The organism is Prevotella nigrescens, from assembly GCF_031191185.1.
GTDB lineage: Bacteria > Bacteroidota > Bacteroidia > Bacteroidales > Bacteroidaceae > Prevotella > Prevotella nigrescens.
This window is the reverse complement of record NZ_CP133465.1, coordinates 243,252-260,787: the sequence shown is the minus strand read 5'-3', so window position 1 is coordinate 260,787 and position 17,536 is coordinate 243,252. Positions and strand designations below refer to the sequence as shown.

The following is a 17,536-nucleotide window of genomic DNA, read 5'->3' as shown; positions in this document are numbered from 1 at the left end:
TCAAACATGTGACAATTAGCCTTTCATTTTAACAAGCGCATTTGATAGTTGTGAACAAAAGGCAGAAAAGAAACCCTATTGGTACATTCTTGTTGGACTTTGTACAGGCGCTGATGACCAATTTGAGTTAAGAAAACTTGCTACTTATAAAAATTATTTATAATATTGCAATAGAATAAAGAACATCGAAACAATAGAATAGCAATACATGAGACGGAGAACACTATTTGTTGTATGCTTATTGACAGCAATATTTGTTTGCGGTCAGAATTTATCGCCGGACGCAAAAGAAAAAGATAAGTATCTGAATACAAGACACGGCACTACCTATAAAACGGGTGTGCCCACGAGCAAGAAGAAGACAGCCAACAACTCTATAACAGACCTTAAGACATACACTAACGGACATCTGCTGAAAGAGGCGTCGGCATATATCGGTAAAAAGAACGATATGGACAGTGCACTAATGTGTTACAGCATTGTTTATAAACGATATGCTGACGACAAGGAAACTGTAGACGACGACATGCTGACCAAGACGCTCAGCGGTTTATGGTATATTTACTTCTTTCATTATTACGATTACATGAAATCGAACGAAATATTGAAAGAGAGCCTGAACGTATGCAAGGCACGAAGTCTGAACAGTTCGTGGGTCTACTTGGATTTCGGGTTTATGTACCAGATGATTGCCGAACAAAGTTTAGAACAGTCTCTCTACAGCAAAGCGCTCAGCCATTATAAAGCAGCCTTTCATGAGGCACGGAAGATCAAGGACTGGGGAGTGATGCTGAATGCTTTTGGAAACATCATCGTGGTCTCTGCCGAACTGCACAACCTTCAATCGCTACACCACGAGCTAAGTGTATTTAAACAAATTCCCAGGAGTTTCAATGCTTTAGAATACAAATACGACTCATTGCTCTATGCGGGTGCCTTGGCTTTGGAAAGGAACAAGGCAGAAGCTGCACGGAAATGCTTCAGCGAGCAACTGGCGTTGTTCAAGCAACTTTCGCACGAATATTCACGCTATGTCTACTTAGCACACATAAACCTCGCCAAGGCATATTGTCTGCGGAAAGACTATGAGATGGCACTGCACGAACTGAAGGCAGGAGAACGCATCAGCGCCGACTTTGAGACGAAAGATACAAAATTAGAAGCTTACAAGCTGTTGTACGAAACCTACGCAAAAGTTGGAGACAACAGGCAAGCAGCCGACTATCAGAGTAAATACATTATGCTGAAGGACTCGTTGCTGAACTATCGGCTTATTGCAGGTGTAAACGAAATGGAGTTCGAAAACAAGATGAAAGACGTAACCTACCATCTCAAACAGCTGGAGCACCAAAAGGAAATGCAACGAATAGTTATCTTTCTGTTTATGACCATAGGCTGCATCGTTGCCATATCACTCTTCGTGGTTGCATCGAAGAACAAGAAACTTAACCAATCCAACAAGGCACTTTTCCGAAAGAACATAGAGCTTTTCCAATCGGAAGAGAAAGAACGCATGCGCAGAAAGGCTCTTGAAGAACATTTCGTCGAAGGAAAAACAGCGAGGAAATACAAATCGAGTACGCTCAGCGAAGAACGGAAAGAGGAACTGTTGCAGAAGATACTTACACTAATGGATAACAACGACTGCATATTCAGCTACGATTTCTCTGCCAATCAACTGGCATCGGAGATAGGTGTAAACTACAAGTACATTTCACAAGTAATTAACGAACTCATGCAATGCAGTTTTTCGAACCTTCTTAACAAGTACAGAATAAAAGAAGCCTGCAGACGAATAGAAGATGGAGGTCAATACAGTGGCTTTACATTAGAGGCTATTGGCAATAGCGTGGGCTTTAAGTCGCGTTCATCGTTTATTGCTGCCTTCAAACAAGTAACAGGACTAACCCCAATCGATTTCCAAAGGAACGTTGATGCTAAATAACGTGAGTCCCGCGAATTTATTGATTGTTTCATATTGTCTGAAACCGCTTTCGTACTCCATAAGTTGAATTCGTCGGACGTACATTAAATAGCCTTTTAAGTTTCTAATTTGTCTGAATTCACGAATTCAAACAATTCAACGCCATGATTGGTATGCCTTTCGGGCAATAACTACTATCTTTGTGTCTGCAATCTAATGAATAATTACCTCAAAACGCATGCTATTATGAAATGTCAATTTTACTTTTCGCTCATTGGTGCAGCACTTGCTTGCCAACTATCTGCCAAAGCTCAAACAGAAGACAAGCCACAAGTAATTTTTACAGGTACTTCCGTGAACGTGAAAGGTATATCGAATAACGGAAGATATATATGCGGCGCACGCATGTATGAAGAAGCTTACCGATTCGACCTGAAAGAAAAAAGACTTATGACCATTCCTGCTGCCGATTCATATTCGGACATGGCAGCTTTAGACGTAATGGACAATGGAACTTTGGTTGGCAAGAACGACAAGAAACAACCTGCCATCTATAGAGACAGCGAAGTGGGCTGGGAAGCACTGCCCTGCCCTGAAGGAGAATGGAAAGATGGTTCGTGCGCACAGTGTACAGGCGATGGCAAATATATTACAGGATACATAATAGGCAAAGGTAATGCAGGCAGCCCGTATAAGACAATTCCTGCGTTGTGGGAGCAGCAAGACGACGACGATTACAAATATGTTGGACTTCCTAATCCGGAAACAGACTTCTTGGGTGGTAAAACACAGTTTGTTTCGCCTCGAACTATTTCTCCGGACGGTAAAACCATCATCGGTGTAATGATGGAGCAACACGGCTTCTACTCTCAACCCATAATCTATTATAAGAAAGACAACGGAACATGGGAATACGAAACTCCGTTCGTAGCCATATCTTACAATATGGACGTTTATAAGACATGGGCAGAGAAAGAACCCCAGACAAAAGACTATATTACAGCCCGCCCCGGAGAGAACGATTATCTTGAACAAGTAAAGGCTTACCAAAGAGCACATGCCAAGTGGCAATACGAGTTCTTCAAAGCGTGGAAGAAAGGTCCAGAGTTCACATCAGTGCCAGTTATTATGAGCGAGAACGGAAAGTTTGTTGCACCAGTAGCCGTTATAAATGAGTATTCTTATAAAGAAGGAGCTGTTAATATAGAGCGTGTCTCACAATTAGTTTATCCTTGCCGTTACAATACAGTTACTAAAGAAGCAGAAGTCATTAAGGCTGCCAAAGGTTTTGTGCCGGTAGCTGTTTCCAACTATGGCGACATGCTATCGTCTGACGGAGAGAAGATAATACTTTTACTACACGAAACCAACGAAACAATAGAACTGTCGGAATGGCTGAGAAAAAATCATGGATTTAACCTATACGACAAGCTACCTGCCAATACGAAATATTTAGATTGCCAGACTGTTGGCAAAGGACTCGACCTCATAGTTGCTTCTTACCGTTCTGTTCGAGACGATGGAGAATTAGACAAGAAGGAAGTTGTCTGCATTAAGACACCAATAGTAAGCGGCATAATCCAGACACTTAACACCCCGTCGTCTTCTTCCATATACATGGACGGGAATATGTTGCTGTGCTCTCAGAAGACTACAAAGGTAAGCATCTACGACTTGGCAGGAGGAAAAGTATTTGAATCTGCATTAAGTCAAACCGAATACGACATAAGCAGTCTTGCCAAAGGAGTTTATATTGTCAAGGCACAGATTGACGGGCAGACCATTAAATCCAAAGTGTACAAGAAAAACTAAATGTAGAAATAGAATATACCGACTATGAAACAGTTGCTAACAATTCTTTTTACCTTCTCCGCACTTCTGCTATCGGCACAGCCACAAGCGATATTGAAGAATGAGAAGATTAAGACCCTCCGTATAAAGTTTCAACAAGCTCCCGACGGCACATTGGTTAAAACAGAAGACGACAAGGTTTTAGAACTCTTCTTCTACGACAAGCAAGGACGTTTGGTACAAAGTAGCAAATACAATTACACAAGAGATGGAAAGCTGCAACTGCCTGTAAATACAGTTTATACCTACGACACACAATCGCACCTACTTTCTGACAGTACCGACAGGGTAAAGTCCTGCTACTATTACGATGGGAACGGACTCTTGGTGCATTCAACACAATATAGCTATAAAACCAACATTGCATATCGCATTGATTCTGTGGTGTGCTCGTATGACCAGCAAAACAGATTGGCTTCAGTCATACATTACACCAAGAAAAACGAAAAGAAAACAGAAGAACAGTACACATACGATACCAAAGGACGTCGTGCCACCATTACTTATTTAGCGTATGGCAATGGAAAGACAGAAGCTAAAAAGCAGCGCCAAACACTCTTCAGTTATAACGAAGACAATCTGTTAAGTGAAACGAAATCAATCGCATTTACTTCCAAGAGTGAAGAGTTGCAAGAAAGAAAAGTGTTTGCTTACGACAATCAGAAGCGTTTGCTTTGCGATACATTATATAGGAAAGTGAACGAACCGAATGGCACTTCTGCTTTCCGGCTCTACCTGAAACACAATTACGCATACACACTTTCAGACACTATTCCTTCTGAAGTAGAGGAATATAAGTTTAATACTACTTCGCAAGAGTTCCTGCAAACTTATAGATTTGTCTATCAGAATCATCTTTATAGCGAAAAGAAAACACCACAAGCAAGCATAACGGTGCAATCAGACTCTCCGGGCGATATCACATTCCAAGTAACGCCGCCTGCCGACGTTACTGGCTTGAAAGGTTATAAGGTTCTTGCCGATTACACTTTACAAGACGAACTGTATACCAGTACACATTTTACGTTACACAATCAGCCTCGCGGAGTTCATCATTATCGTGTAGTTCCTGTCTACGAGCAAGAACATACGGGTAACTGCAGCAACATTCTCCAGCATACAATAGAGATGAATTTGCCGGCTCCAACCAGCCCGGAATTGGTTTATAAGGAGTTCTATACCAAATGGAATGTCAAGTTTAAGTTCGATGCACCGAAATATAAAGGACTTACACTAAAGGGCTACAGATGGGTTGTTTCTAACAACGGACACCAAGTAACGGGCAAGACCGATTTACCAGAGCAGCTTTTCGGAACATTTGCTTACTACGATAAAGAGAAAGTTAAGGTTGAACTTTATGCCATTTACGAGGAAGGTGAGTCTGACCCACTTACATTTGAGATTGACTTGAGCGATGTTACTGACCAAGTTACTGCTCATTGGGAGAACGAATATTCAACCATAAAGAACGAAGATGGCGATATAAAACAAACCAACAAATATTATTATACGAGCACTTCGATGGGCGAGACATTGTCGTTCTACATTGCATACGATGCTTTCGGTCAGCCCACACAGCGCACGGCAGTCGCTATACGTAAATATTCCACAAAGACCGAATCGGAAGACATCGACCTGTATAACCCTACAAAGAAGAACTGGGAGAAACATCAGAAAGTACAATATCTGTACAACTCAGCTGGCGCTTTGTCGGCTAAACAGGTATTTACTTTCGACAAGAACAAACAGATGTTCGTAAAAGACAATGCAGAATATTACTTCACAGACCCGAGCATCTCTTACCAACACCCCGTACAAACTGTTGCCTACAAGTTCGATGCACAAGGTGATTCCATTGTAACAGCTTTCACCAATAGTACTTTAGAGTTCAATGGCAAGTATCTTTCTCACCAGTTGGACAGTGTCTACGCTTCTACAGATACAACAACTCCACCAACTGCACGCATAGAAAAATCATTCGGCAATAAAGGAGAGATAAAAACACTCACCGAAGAACGCCGGAAAGATGGCAAGCTTGTTCCACATCAGCGCATAAACTACGACTATTCTACAGAAACAGAACGGACAACACGCATTACGCATTCCGATTTCCGAGACAACAACTGGCACAACTATTCGGTTGAAGATTTCGTTGCATCGAAAGAATATCACTTTACGCATTTGGCAAAATCTCTGACACTTACGAAAGATACGCTGCGATGGAAAGAGCCCAGCCGCATTAAGGACCTGACGGGTTACAAGATATTGGTGAATGGTATAGAAACGGGTATTGCCGACACTTGCCGCTGGTCGGCAATGTCGCTCCCCAATGGTGTTTACACGTTCCAAGTAGTGCCTTTGTATAACGACAAGGAGGCAAGCATATCGGAGGAACTCAAAGTTAGATACAAGAACAGCACTATTCTGAACGATGTAGCCGCCTTGCGCAAAGCCAAAGCGAATGTAGGCTATAATTACACACTTACAGGCGAAGTTCTTGTTACCGGGCAAGCAGGAGCAAACCCTAACTATACTTTCTTTGAAGACAAGACTGCCGGCATCGCATTAGATACGCGCGAACTTGCGGGCTACAACATCAAGGTCGGCGACAAGATTGGCAATCTGAAAGGCAAGTTAATAAAAGAAGACAGCGGACTGTTGCTCTTCAAGCCGGTTTATCTTTCTATTCTGTCTTCGGACAATGCAATTACTGCCCAGCCGGCAGAACTAAAATCGCTCGTAGCAAATACAGAAGCATTCGAAGCACGTTTAGTCAGTCTGAAAGGCGTAACATTCAAGCAGGGCAACGATGGGGAAATGCTTATCGCCGATAAAGAGAACGAGCTTGCACTGAATATCTCGGACAACATTACGGAGCTACCTATTGCCGGAGCTACAGCTGACGTGGAAGGTTTCCTGAGCCATACTGCAAAAGGACTTGCATTCTTGCCTGCCCGCATCTGCAATGTTACCGGTATTCAAGCAATCAGCGACAATTCGCCTGCCATAACCAATGGCAACTTAATACTAAGACAGGTTAAGGAAGTTCGCATATACAATACGAATGGAAGCCTGTCAGGCATACTTCATACAAACAGCATCGACCTGTCGGCATTGCCAAAAGGTACAATCATACTACACATATACCACGAAAACGGCTCAAAAAATGTATTTAAAATCTCACATTAACCACTACTAATAAACTGTGCAGCCCCCCATTCAATGCTGAGAGAAGCATTAATGCGGGGGCTTTTGTTACGGTAATCATAGCAACAGAATTACGACAATCGTCGCTTCGGGGTTACGACAATCGTCGCTTCGGGGTTACGGCAATCGTCGCTTCGGGGTTACGACAATCATCGCTTCGGGGTTACGGCAAATACTGCTTAGGAGTTACAACGAATAGCGTTTCTAAACATATAAATACAGCTTCTCCCTGACACCGTGAATAGCGGTATTCTGAAGATTGGAACACGATGAGTCCGTGCATTGTTATACTGGCTATATTGTCTTCTGTCATTCGATGAACCATTGGAGTAACGGCAAGAAAAGAGGCTGTATCGCAGGACGATGCTTGCAATACAGCCTCTATTCTTAGAGTCTTGGAACTATTGGATTAGCCTTATTTAATGTTCATCTTAGCCACTTTGTTGCCAACACGTACAACGTATGTGCCTGCAGCAAGAGGAACATGTGCTTCGTTATCGGGCAACTTGCCTTGGTAAGCCAGTCTGCCATCTATTGTGTAAACTGCTAATGTGTTGTTCTTTGCACCAATTACGGTAATGCCGCCATTTACGAACTGTATCTGGATATCGTTGTTTGCAGTAATGCCATCTACAGCAGTGGGGTCGAAGTCTATATAGTTTGTAATTTGATATAGATTCGGCAGACGAGGGTTACGCATCAGGCAAACAAGATGGTTGGTTGCTTTCGTCAACTTCAATGTTGTTATACCATTTGTTATAGTATATTCATCGTCCTTGTCAAGCTCTTCGCCCTGAGGTTCACCATCAACTATGTTAATGCGGTCGATGAACCAACGGAATTCGGTAGGTGCGCCGTCAATCGTAGCCTCTGAACTTAAGTCTACCTTAGAGCCATTCAGTTTTACGTCGAGAGGCTCCTGAAGGTTGTAAGAATATTTGTTGAACTTGCTCTTACCATCTGCATCTACAGCAATCGGCATTGTAGAAAATCTCAGCTTATTCTTAACAAGATTCAATACTCCCAACTTAGTATTCTTAGAAATGTCTACCTTCGAAAGCAGGTTGTCGTTCAACCAAAGTTGTTCCAAAGCAGGAGCCTTGTCGAGCGACACGCTTTCAAGAGCATTCTTGCTCAGTTCGAGATTCCACAAGTCAGGGTTGTCAATCTTAATTTCTTGCATCTTGTTACCGGAAATAAACGCAAGACCAAGTTTCTTAGCTTTCGACAAATCGAATTTCCTTATCTTATTATCGGTCAAGGACAAGAAATAAAGGTTTGGATAGTTTGACAAATCAAAGTCGGTAAGTTCATTTCCACTAAGGTTCAATTGTGTTAGAGCTGTAGAAGCAGGTATTTTTACAGACTGCATTCCAGCCTCGGCAATTGTAATAGAACGGGTGTCTTTCAATCCGGAGAAATCAGATGCGCCAATCTTAACCTTAGAAATACTGAATACCGACAGCTTGTCGTCTGCATTAGCAACAAGTACACGCACTTTGGTATTAGCTTTAGATTTTGCTCTAAAGAGTTTGTAAGTAGTATCCAGCGTGTATTGAGTAACATTCCCATCGCCATTCCATTCAAAGTAAACAGAAGTTCCCTTAACAGGACTTGCCAACGCCAAATCTATACTATCCTTTGCATTGATAGTTGTGAAAGAAGCCAATTCGTATTTAGGCATGTCAATTGGTTGCACAAGCGTTGTTTTAAATACGTTTGCACCCGTAAATGCAGGATAAGCAGCGTGTGTCATTTCGCAATAAATCTTGCCCACAGTCAGATTCTTAAATTTAGAAGCACCGTCTTTAATAGTGTAATCTGTGCCCTCAACAAGTTTCTGTCCATTTTCTTTCTTCCACACATATTGTGTTGTAGCACCGTTCTTCTTTATGAATTGTTCTGAAAGGTCGATTCCCGGAGAAGAAGTAGATATTTCGAGAACATGTTGTGGAGCATAAATAAAGTGTGCACCATCTAAACCAAAGTCGGCAGGCATATTTGCCAATGTAAAGTTATTGCCGCTTATATTCAGATAAGTCAATGGTGCAACTGGTGGTATCTTAACTTCGGTAAGTTCGTTGTTAGAAGCATCTAAGCGTTCCAACAGTTCGCTATGATTCATTAACAAACGTGTGAAAGCATTGTTGGAAATGTTGAGCGAACGAAGATTGTCTGCATCAGAAACGTCTAATGCTTTCATCTTGTTATGACTGATATCGAAATTGCGGACAGCATAGAAATCATCGAACTCATAGTTTTCCAACTGGTTGTTGCTTACATTAATATCGGTAAGCAAACTCTTATAGAAGTAAGAAGACGGACCTTTCAGCGTAAGTTTTGTAAGCAAGTTGCCAGAAAGGTCTAATTTCCTTAACTTATTGTTGTAACCAAGATCAATATTTCTTAAACCAGCATTCTTCAGAACAAGTACTCGCAACTGAGTCAATGCCGTAAGGTCGATATTATCGATTGGCAAGTTATCTGTCTCTAAAGCTGTAATATAATAATCTTGTGGTACATAAACAATAATATTGCCGGTTCCCTTGCGCTGTGCATCGATGTTAGGTGTTGTCGCAGGATTTTCTGATTTAATTGCAATAGGAACCAAATTGCCATCGCCCAAATCAACCTTTACAGAAACAGGCTTGGCATCGGTTGCGCCCAAAATACCAACAGACATTTTTATCGGAGCACCTGCAGAACCAAGACTTGAAATTTCTACGGCCTTTATGTCTTTGCCAAATTCTTCAGCAGTTCTAATGGTGAAGTTTTCGGTACGAATAGGATAATCTTTCAATACGGTATTTGTATACTGAATGAAAACTTGGTCTGTAAGAGCCTTCAACAACTTAACTTTTCCATTCTCATATTTATAATACGTATTGTCCAATGCAACAGGTTTTGTTGGATCTTCCTTCGGAACTCTATAAAGCATTCCATTGGTAGTTGTACCCTGACGCAGCACACGATTGCTAAGGTCAATAACATCGCCTACCTTATAAGTATCGTTCAATTCCATTTCGTGCTGTGCATGGTAATATTCGAACCAGTTACCTGGCCAAGGCAAGGTAGCAAAGTCCATATAGTTATTACGAACACTAACACTATAAAGGTCTGGATTATTGGTAACGTCAAGAGAACGTAACAAGTTGTCGTCGCAAGAGAAAGTAAAGAGTTTAGGATTCTTACTAACATCAAGTTGCTTAAATTTGTTACCACCGCAGAAGAAATAGTAAAGTTCAGGACAATGTGTTACATCAATATTTTCGAACTTCACATCTGTATTCACTGTTCCAGAAGTATGAGAGATATAGAGTTCTCTTATCTTTGGGTTATGGCTAAGATCGAGCGAACTAACACGCGAATCGCTAACATTCAATACTTGCAATTCTGGATTTTTAGAAAGATCTACAGACGAAACATTAGTCATATCAAGACTCAAACGTTGCAAAAGAGGACAAGCTGTAGGGTCTACACTTGTTAAAGTCAAAGTATGATATGCATCGAATGAACGCAGTGCAGGGAAATTGTGAAGCGTAAAGTTAGGTGAGATATGTCCAATTTGTGGAATTTCCAATACCAATAAATTAGGCAAGGAACCAATCATTAAAGGTGTAGCTTTCGCAAATGGATTATCTTGCAAATAGATAATTTGCAAACCTTTTAAGTCGTCAATATTGAGAGAGGTTAAAACATTGTGTTCGAGATTAAGAACACGAAGTCCTAAATTGCTGTTGAACTTAATAGCATCTATTTCGTTGCCAGAAGCATTAAAATAATAGATTTGAGAAGGATCACCATAAATTTTAACCCAACCCTCCTTTGACACTTGCCCGGTGTAAAGAGAACCTTTTATAGATTGGTTCTCTCCTGTCTGGGCAACATCTACGTCGAATTCCTCTTCGCCATTACCACAGTCGATACTTACAACTTGCTTTGTATTTGCTGCTCCAAGAACAAATGAAACACTTGGTGTAACGCCAGTGCCTTGCGCTTTTTCATACACATTCGTATGGAAACTGATGATTGCTTCCTCACTTTGTGCATGTGCACCAAGAGGCTTCAAAATCATCGCCATCAGCATCAATAGAGCTGATGAAAGGAAACTTAATTTTTTCTTCATATTTTAATAAATAATAATTCGTTGTGCTGAACTTCCGTTTACTTGAATAAGATATACACCCTTCTCCCATGATGATGCGTCAATGTCGGTCTCATTACCTTGGGCAACATTTGTGTGTACCAATTGGCCAGAGAGTGTATAGGCACGTACAGTTAGTTGCTTTGCATTTGCAAGGAAAGCAGTGAACGAACGTGTACCGGTCATCGTAAGAACTGGTATCTCTTTCTCATTTGCTTTCACACCTTGAATACCATTTGCAGCCTTTTCTTTCAATACTTGTTTCAAACCAGCATATGCATCAAACTTTCCTGCTCCCCATTGTACTGGGTCGCCAGTGTTCTTTACATAATTGTCTTTTACTGCTGTTTCTTTTATTATACGCACTACATCTTTATAGGTCAACGAAGGATTTGCCTCTAACCATAATGCAATTGCACCTGCTACAACTGGTGTTGCCATTGATGTTCCAAGTGATTGATGCCAATAATAAGTCTTATTATCTTTTTTTACTTCTGCTTGCAACGCAGCTGGTGTATAACCCATATCAGGATTAGTTACACAATATGTGTTTACAGAAGAAATGACAGATGCACCAGGAGCACAAATGTCTGGAAGATTTCTACCATCGGCTAATGTTCCATAAGAAGAGAAGCGTGATACTTCGCCTTCTGGAAAATCGTTTCCTTGACCTTTCTTATTATAGCCATAAACATATCCGTCTAACGATGGCCAATGATTTCGTACATTATAACTACCAACACTTATTACATTGGCTGCACATGCCATATCGCTTATTGAACCATTGCGAGAACCCTTTACCCAACCTGGTTGGTCGTAATCATCGAAATAAACCAACCGTGCATCGCCATAAACATCTACACGCTGATCTGCTTTCTTACTCTTTATTATCAAGCCTAACTTATAATTACCATCTTTATTTGTTTTCTGGTTGTCGCTTGTCAGAAATTCGGCAAGTACATAATAACGTCCAGTTTCTTGATCTTTAATAGATGCTGCACTTACATATCCATTAAAAGCTTTTGCAAATGTTTGGTTTACAACTGCACCGGTAATGGCATAATCGCCACCAGAAGAATAAATTATAGGTTGTCCATTTGTATTTGTTGCTACTGGAATACGAACAGCCACCTTATTATTACGTGCTCCGTTGGTAACAACAATTTGCAATTCAAACTCGTCGGCATCATTGCTATAAGCACATATTTGTCCATTACGAAGATTGAAATAAGATTTATTTGCTGTTTTATATTCACCTTCCATTATTGGACGAATGAAAGTTTGAACTGTTGCATCAGCCTTATCAAACTTTGCTGTCAATGCCACAGGGTGGTCGGCTTCGTTACCAGCCGCTACACAGATAATTGCTTCTTTACCACAAAGAGCCAAGAAACGGTTCATTACACTGGTTGAATCGTGTGCACCAATATTGCTACCCAACGAAAGGTTAATAACACAAGGTTTACGTTCCGGTCCGGAGAGCTTAGAATAGTTAATGATATCGTCTACACCAAAAGCAATATATTGATCGCGCAGATCGCCACACGAAGCAACAATTTCCGATTCAGTAGCACCACCATAATAAAGATTAGGCACTGTTACTTTGTAAGAAACGTCTTGATCGTCGGTTTTCGCTGCAGTAATATTTCCTTTATAGCCACCTGCCATTATACCTGTGGTGTGTGTACCATGGAAATTTGTATAGCTATCGGTAGAGAAATCTTCTATTGCATACGTGTTATCTCGCTGTGTCATTGTGTCGAGTACCGCACGAGGATAATAGTTTTGGTAAAGATAGCCTTGCTGAGTTGTTGTTGTTGCAGTTATCTTACTGATATAACCAAAACGAGTTGTACCGTCTGGCTTTAAAAAGTTGATATGGTTAGGGTCGATACCACCATCAACAATACCTGTTACTACTCCTTTACCTGTATATGCTTGTGGAAGATCAACACCTTTATGTATTTTATCAATACCAGTTACTTGGCGAACAATGTCCATTTTCTGGTAAACTGGACGCGATAATTCCAAACGATGCACACATCTCAAATCTGATATGCGTTCTACATCAGCTGTAGGAACCATTACTATAGCAATATTGCCACGTACTCTAAGCACTTTTACACCTTGTGCTTCGAGTTCGCTAAGGGCATTGTTGCCCGTAAATTCAATCATTGCCATAACATTTGGCTGAACGCTTTTCGGACGTTCAAAAGAGCGTGTGCGACTATTGTAGGTCGGAATGGCAGTATTACGCATCTGCAATAGCGTCATCCGGCTTTGCAAGTCGAGCTTAGACTGGGCAAATGCTGAGCAAGCCATGCCTAAGCATAAAATAGTAAATGTAATTTTTTTCATCATTTGTTAATTATAATTTTCTTTCCATTAATAATATACATACCTGGAGACAAAGTTCTGTCTTTTACGCGTGTACCATCAATACGATAAACTATTGTCTTTCTATTTGTAGATTGCAATTCTATTTCGTCAATTCCATTAGGACCACTAAGCCTTATTTCTAAACGATCACCATTTTTTAACCTAACTTCGTAACTGGTTCCTCCTTCGTAAGCAGGTTTTACTTTCACTCCATTTAGTTCTACAACCATTTTGCTAAGGTCGCTACCGTATGCTCCGAACATAAACAAATTATCGTCGGCAGAAAACATCAATGTGTTTTCTCCACTTTGCATAGGAACCGTAGAATGGTCGGAACGATAAAAGTTGAAGCCGTAGTTGGCAAGGCTTATATCATCGATATACACAATTGCTTTTTGGTCGCGTACAATGGCAGATGTCGTAATTTCTATCTTCATTCCTTCTGCAAGATTTATTTCGTAAATGCCATCGCTACCAGCGGTCTTCACATTTCCATCTACTTTAAGGCTCTCTATTTTGCAACCACTATTGGGCTTTACCTGAATCATACTGCTAACTTCGTTCAGTTCAATAGTGTTTTCGCCATCTTTTATGGCTATCACCTTATTATTATAGCTACTGCCGTGATAAACTGTAATATTTTCTGCCTTATCAACATTCAGTGTTGCCTTTATTGTTGCATATTTGTGTGCTTTAATATCGAAGGTTGTTGCATTTTTCACAAGATATTCAAACGTTCCGTAAACACTTGTTTCCACATTGTTCACTTTAAACGACTCTAAAGCGTAGTTCGTTTTATCGAAAGTAAGTGCTAACTTTGTTCCTGCCTTAACCGTGAAATTTGCATCGTTATAGTTGGTTACTTCTTCGCCATTCACTGTTACTTTGGCAAGAATACCTTTCACATCGTTGCTTGAGAAATTAAATTTCACACCACAATCTACATCTGGATAGTTTGCTGCAATTGATATTACACTATTTTCTTTCGGTGTTACAAAAAACTGATTGCCTGAACTTTCTACTTCTGTACCATCGAGTGTTACTTTATAAAGTGGAACATCGCCATAGTTTGCATTGCCTATTATTAAGGTTTTCTCCACATTAGGAATATACTTCACTGTGTTATCGCCATTTTGTAGGCTCACAACTGTGTGCGATTCATAACGTTCTAATTTAACTTTTGTAGCATCGTCTACTTTTACTGTGCACGATGCTGTGCGTGCATCGGCTAAAACTCCCGATTTTACCGTAAACTTTAGGTTTTTATCTGCATCTGTTAAATAAATGTTACACGAAGTTAGATTGGAAATAGATTGTTCTACTGCCTCTCCATCTTTGTTAGTTTTATAAACTCGTGTTAAATACGAACCATCTTTGGCTTCTATTTGAACTGAGCCATATTGTGGCACGGTTAATTCGTTCACACCATTTTTTATATTTTCAATGGGCGAATAATTAACTTTTACTCTAATTCTACTGGCATCATCTACATCTAACTTAATAGGAATATCTGCCATTGAGTTCATTGACATTAGTGCCATTAGCACTAAGACAAAAGAATAGTAAACTTTCTTCATACGTCTTTAAGTTTATTATTATTATTATGTAAGTCTAATTTTCCTCTGAATAATTTAAGGTATGCTTTTTCATTATTCACATAATAAAAGCTTACCACATATAAAAACTTCGCTAAGCTTTAATGTTACGGATTATTTGCAAAGATAAGCATAAAATATAAAAAACAAAACTTTATCTGATTTTTTTAGATTTATTTATTTAAATTACCATTCTTGGAAAAGCAAATTGCCATATCGGTAAGTTGCGACCGTAACTGTATCGTTTTTCCAATAATTCTTTATAAGGCATCAGCTGTTTGTAGAAATGGGGGAATTTTGCAGCAAAATCTTTTTCTTTCATATCGTCCTTTATGAAGAAATAGTAGCTTGTTCCGATATTAGAATATTGTTCTAAGTCTTTTGTTTTATTTACTTTTATTAAACTGTTGCGCTCGTCTTCGTTTAGAATATCAATATCTGTAACTTTAAACGCTTTGTCCAATCCAGACACCATGCCATTCCCGATATCACAAAAATCGCCTATTCTGTAGAATGTTTCGCTATTGGGAAATAAGCTTTTACTTTGAATACAGCTATCTTGAAAAGATTTCAGCAATTCTTGTTTACTTCTTGTTGCCAATATCCACCGATCGCCTATTTGAAAAGCTGGGATTTGTTCTACAGTGAAACACTTGCCGTCAATTAACTCTTCTAAATTAGGCTTTCCCCATTTAGTATATTTATGTAATGTTATTCCTAATGTGTGTGCGAACTTACACTGAACTCACATTATTTTATGAACGAAAAGTAAACAATATAAGTGTAAATATTTTTCATAAGAACAATTATCTGTCTTATACCAGATTTACTTCACATCGTTTTAACATTTAAAATTCAAAATGGGAAGTAAACATTCTAGACGCAGAACATTCAGTGAGGACTTTATTCTCACTTTACTTCGCGAGTATTACTCGTCAGAAGTGTCAATTAATTTCATCTGTCGCAAGTACGACATTGGTAGTGCCAGCTTTTATCAATGGCAAAAGAAGTATGGTTTAGATGAAAAAAAGCTATCTTTGTCGCATGATATTATTACTAAAGTAAAAGCTATGCGTAGTAAGAAAGATATGGAGAAAGCCCCTCTAACCCGTGAGGAAGAGCTTGAGGAACAAGTATCCAATTTGAAGAAAGCTCTGGAGTATTCTGAACTTCGCAATCAAGGGTTGATGAAAGTCATAGAGATAAGCAGTAAGGAATACGGGGAGGATTTGCTAAAAAAAGCTGGCGCCAAGCAGTAGACAGCCTTCGGGTCCGCAACCCCCGTTTATCAATTGGGCTGCTGAGTGGACTGTTTGGCAAGACTCGTGAAGGCTATTACTCTGTGAGTAAGGAGAAGAGGGAACGCCGTAAACTTACTGAGAAAATTGTCGTACGTGCAGTAATGGATGTTCGTGCAGATGCTCCTCGCATAGGTGCACAGAAACTTTTGCACATGCTTATGGATATCTATCCTGGCTTAATGCCTGGGCGCGACAGGTTCTACCAGCTAATGCACAAGCATCACCTTATGCTGAAGCCATCCAGATGTCGCCACACCACGAACTCAACCACAACTATTTCAAGTATAAGAACACGGCAAAAGGAATGGTTCTTACACGTCCTGCACAGCTCTGGGTAGCAGACATCACGTATATAGATACTGAGGATGGTGTGGTCTATCTCCACCTCATAACCGATGCGTTCACTCATGAGATAATCGGATGGAAGCTTTCTGACAGTCTGCAGGCTGTCAATACGCTTGCTGCCCTTGACATGGCAATAGAACAGTCACAGGGTATGGATCTCTCGCTGATGACGCACCACTCTGATCGTGGGGTTCAATACTGCAGCAACGCCTATGTGGCAAGGCTGGAGAGTATACACTCGTGCATAAGCATGACTGAAGACTACAACCCTACAGATAATGCAATCGCCGAAAGAGTGAACGGAATAATAAAGCAAGAGTGGCTCTACCACATGAAACGACCGAAGGACCTCGATGATGCACGATGCATCATTGCCGGTATCATAGACTTCTACAACAATAAGAGACCACATATGAGCAACGGCATGCTTACGCCAAGACAAATGAGGGAAAGGCACTGCAATGCGGCATAAGGGTTTCTGTGCTTTTCATGGTATTAAATTTTGTAAGTTGAAGGAAAAATATTAACTTTGAACATGTGCTACACACGTTCGGACTTCATTGTCAAAGTTTATGACTATGTAAAGCGAATCAGTAAAGTTTCCATGGGGGTGTAAAGCTGTTCAGGAAGCAAGTAAAAAATATGTAAACCAATTCAGTAACAATAAACAAAAAAGTGTGAAGTAAATTTAGGCATAGTCAATCGCTTAACCTTCTAATCATCAACGCATTACAAAACCTATTGTTTTGCATTTCAAAAGCGTAGGTTTTGCACGGTAAAAGCGGCTGTT

At 40.2% G+C, this 17,536-nt stretch carries 9 protein-coding genes; 5 read left to right on the top strand and 4 right to left on the bottom strand.

Features of this window, described 5'->3' with window-relative positions; genetic code table 11:
• The first annotated feature begins 208 nt into the window (after positions 1 to 208).
• The 3 genes from RDV52_RS03190 (at position 209) to RDV52_RS03180 (ending at position 6,964) form a co-directional block, all read left to right on the top strand.
• Positions 209 to 1,945 carry a helix-turn-helix domain-containing protein gene (locus RDV52_RS03190; RefSeq protein WP_004367116.1) on the top strand — a complete coding sequence of 579 codons (1,737 nt, stop codon included), beginning with the start codon at positions 209 to 211 and terminating at the stop codon, positions 1,943 to 1,945.
• A gap of 225 nt (positions 1,946 to 2,170) precedes the next feature.
• Positions 2,171 to 3,736 carry a T9SS type A sorting domain-containing protein gene (locus tag RDV52_RS03185; protein WP_040557091.1) on the top strand — a complete coding sequence of 522 codons (1,566 nt, stop codon included), beginning with the start codon at positions 2,171 to 2,173 and terminating at the stop codon, positions 3,734 to 3,736.
• 24 nt (positions 3,737 to 3,760) lie between these two features.
• On the top strand, positions 3,761 to 6,964 hold the full coding sequence (locus RDV52_RS03180; protein WP_004367118.1) for a hypothetical protein: 3,204 nt from the start codon (positions 3,761 to 3,763) through the stop codon (positions 6,962 to 6,964).
• 433 nt (positions 6,965 to 7,397) lie between these two features.
• Here RDV52_RS03180 and RDV52_RS03175 read toward each other — a convergent pair whose 3' ends face one another.
• From RDV52_RS03175 to RDV52_RS03160, 4 genes are all read right to left on the bottom strand, one after another.
• Positions 7,398 to 11,108, bottom strand: a complete 3,711-nt coding sequence (locus RDV52_RS03175) for a leucine-rich repeat domain-containing protein (RefSeq protein ID WP_004367120.1) — start codon at positions 11,106 to 11,108, stop codon at positions 7,398 to 7,400.
• Positions 11,109 to 11,111: 3 nt separating this feature from the next.
• Positions 11,112 to 13,484, bottom strand: coding sequence for a S8 family peptidase (locus tag RDV52_RS03170; protein ID WP_040557093.1), 2,373 nt, complete (start codon positions 13,482 to 13,484; stop codon positions 11,112 to 11,114).
• The gene (locus RDV52_RS03165) at positions 13,484 to 15,082 is read right to left on the bottom strand and encodes a hypothetical protein (protein WP_004367122.1); all 1,599 of its coding nucleotides are present in this window, start codon (positions 15,080 to 15,082) and stop codon (positions 13,484 to 13,486) included. Before RDV52_RS03165 ends, RDV52_RS03170 begins: the two co-directional genes overlap by 1 nt.
• 199 nt (positions 15,083 to 15,281) lie before the next feature.
• Complete coding sequence (locus RDV52_RS03160; RefSeq protein WP_174262598.1) at positions 15,282 to 15,575, bottom strand: hypothetical protein; 294 nt, start codon at positions 15,573 to 15,575, stop codon at positions 15,282 to 15,284.
• A 385-nt stretch (positions 15,576 to 15,960) separates the two neighbouring features.
• Here RDV52_RS03160 and RDV52_RS03155 point away from each other — a divergent pair, with 385 nt between their 5' ends.
• Positions 15,961 to 16,359 carry a transposase gene (locus RDV52_RS03155; protein WP_004362928.1) on the top strand — a complete coding sequence of 133 codons (399 nt, stop codon included), beginning with the start codon at positions 15,961 to 15,963 and terminating at the stop codon, positions 16,357 to 16,359.
• Between the two features lie 286 nt (positions 16,360 to 16,645).
• Positions 16,646 to 17,218 (top strand): IS3 family transposase, encoded by a 573-nt coding sequence (locus RDV52_RS03150; RefSeq protein ID WP_004367125.1) that lies wholly within the window; start codon positions 16,646 to 16,648, stop codon positions 17,216 to 17,218.
• The last annotated feature ends 318 nt before the right edge of the window (positions 17,219 to 17,536 follow it).